Origin of the sequence: Vibrio sp. RE86 (assembly GCF_013114545.1) — a bacterium.
Lineage (GTDB): Bacteria > Pseudomonadota > Gammaproteobacteria > Enterobacterales > Vibrionaceae > Vibrio.
Genome location: NZ_VTXI01000058.1, coordinates 1 through 1,271, shown reverse-complemented (window position 1 = coordinate 1,271; position 1,271 = coordinate 1). Strand labels below are relative to the sequence as shown.

General features: G+C 43.7%; 1 protein-coding gene. It reads left to right on the top strand.

Annotation, left to right across the window (positions count from 1 at the left end):
- The first annotated feature begins 126 nt into the window (after positions 1-126).
- The gene (locus tag F0231_RS20735; RefSeq protein WP_171761566.1) at positions 127-891 is read left to right on the top strand and encodes a hypothetical protein; all 765 of its coding nucleotides are present in this window, start codon (positions 127-129) and stop codon (positions 889-891) included.
- Positions 892-1,271: the final 380 nt, after the last annotated feature.

Below are 1,271 nucleotides of genomic sequence, written 5' to 3'. Positions count from 1 at the left end.
CACAACGCTTGTCGATCTGCATTCTAGGTTAAGTTTAGTGTTTTATGGCACAATGTTTTAGTTAAGTGGTCGCGTTGTTCACTACTTAATTGGGCGTTATGTTGCTAGAGAAAAAAGGACAGTCTAATGAAGAAAAATCTTGTGGTTGGCTGCACATTACTAGGCGTTGTCGCACTATTTTTCGTCGGGAAACGCAGTGGAGAAGAACTGTCATTAGCAGCTTGTGAACTGACTGAAAAGGTAGAAACTCCAGTTCATTTCTTTACGGATGACTCTATAAGCGAGTCAAAAATCAATGAATTCATCGACTACTCTAATCTTGTTCTTGAAAACTCATGTGTGCCGATGCAACGAACATTGTCAGGCATTACTAGGCTTGACCTTGCAGATTTCGAAGAAGGTGGTAGTGGTAAGCTGCATCATCAGTTAGCGCAAGCTGTGGGCGACTCGGTATTAGAACCACTGCTACGTGAGGGGAGCTACTATGCACTAGTTCTTCCTAAAGACCACCCATTTTCACAGGACGGAAGAGCCGGTACTGCTCATGTGAATTTTAGTCGCAGTTTTCTGGTTTTATCATCTGACGCAGAAGTACATGTACTCGAACATGAACTCGGTCATTTGGCTTGGGCATGGCACAACGATACGCCAGAGTACTGGCTTAAAGGTCAACTACTGTCAGAGAACCATAAGTTCATTAAACCTTATGCATTTGGGGCTTTGTGTCGTGAAGTGGGGACAGTGATGACGTATGCAGAAAAAGTGTTGCCAGTGTATTCCTCACCGGACATTGAATATTATGGGAAAGCCTGTGGTGATGAAGAAAAAGCAGACAACGCACGACACATGCGAGAGTTTGCTCAGTCGCTAATCTTAAACACCGCAACATAACAAAGCATTTAAGAGTGATTCGCAACGCTTGGCGTTTTCGCTTCGCTCAAGTATAGCCAAGCGTCGCTCACACCTTAATGCGGCGTTAGTTGCCAGTGAAGAAGAAATAACCAAATCAGTAAGCTTAGGGCTAATGTCAGTGTGTCTTTGTCTAGGTTATCGCACTTCATTTCTAGCCTATAGGGTTCGTTAAGATAGTGCTTTGTTTGGTGCTCGGTTGGAGTTTCTGTTTCAGAAGCTATCCCGCTCGTTGAAAGTCTGCTCTGTTGCTTAGTTTTCCCAAAAAGCTTTCTTTGGTGTTCAAAGTCCGTTTTCTACGGCGTTGTAAATTCCAAGTGGTTTCAGTGACAGTCGCTTTGAAACTGAGCCTGATTTGAGCT

Excerpts from the sequence above, each read along its gene's own strand:
- F0231_RS20735 (WP_171761566.1), top strand. The coding sequence starts at position 127 with ATGAAGAAAAATCTTGTGGTTGGCTGCACATTACTAGGCGTTGTCGCA.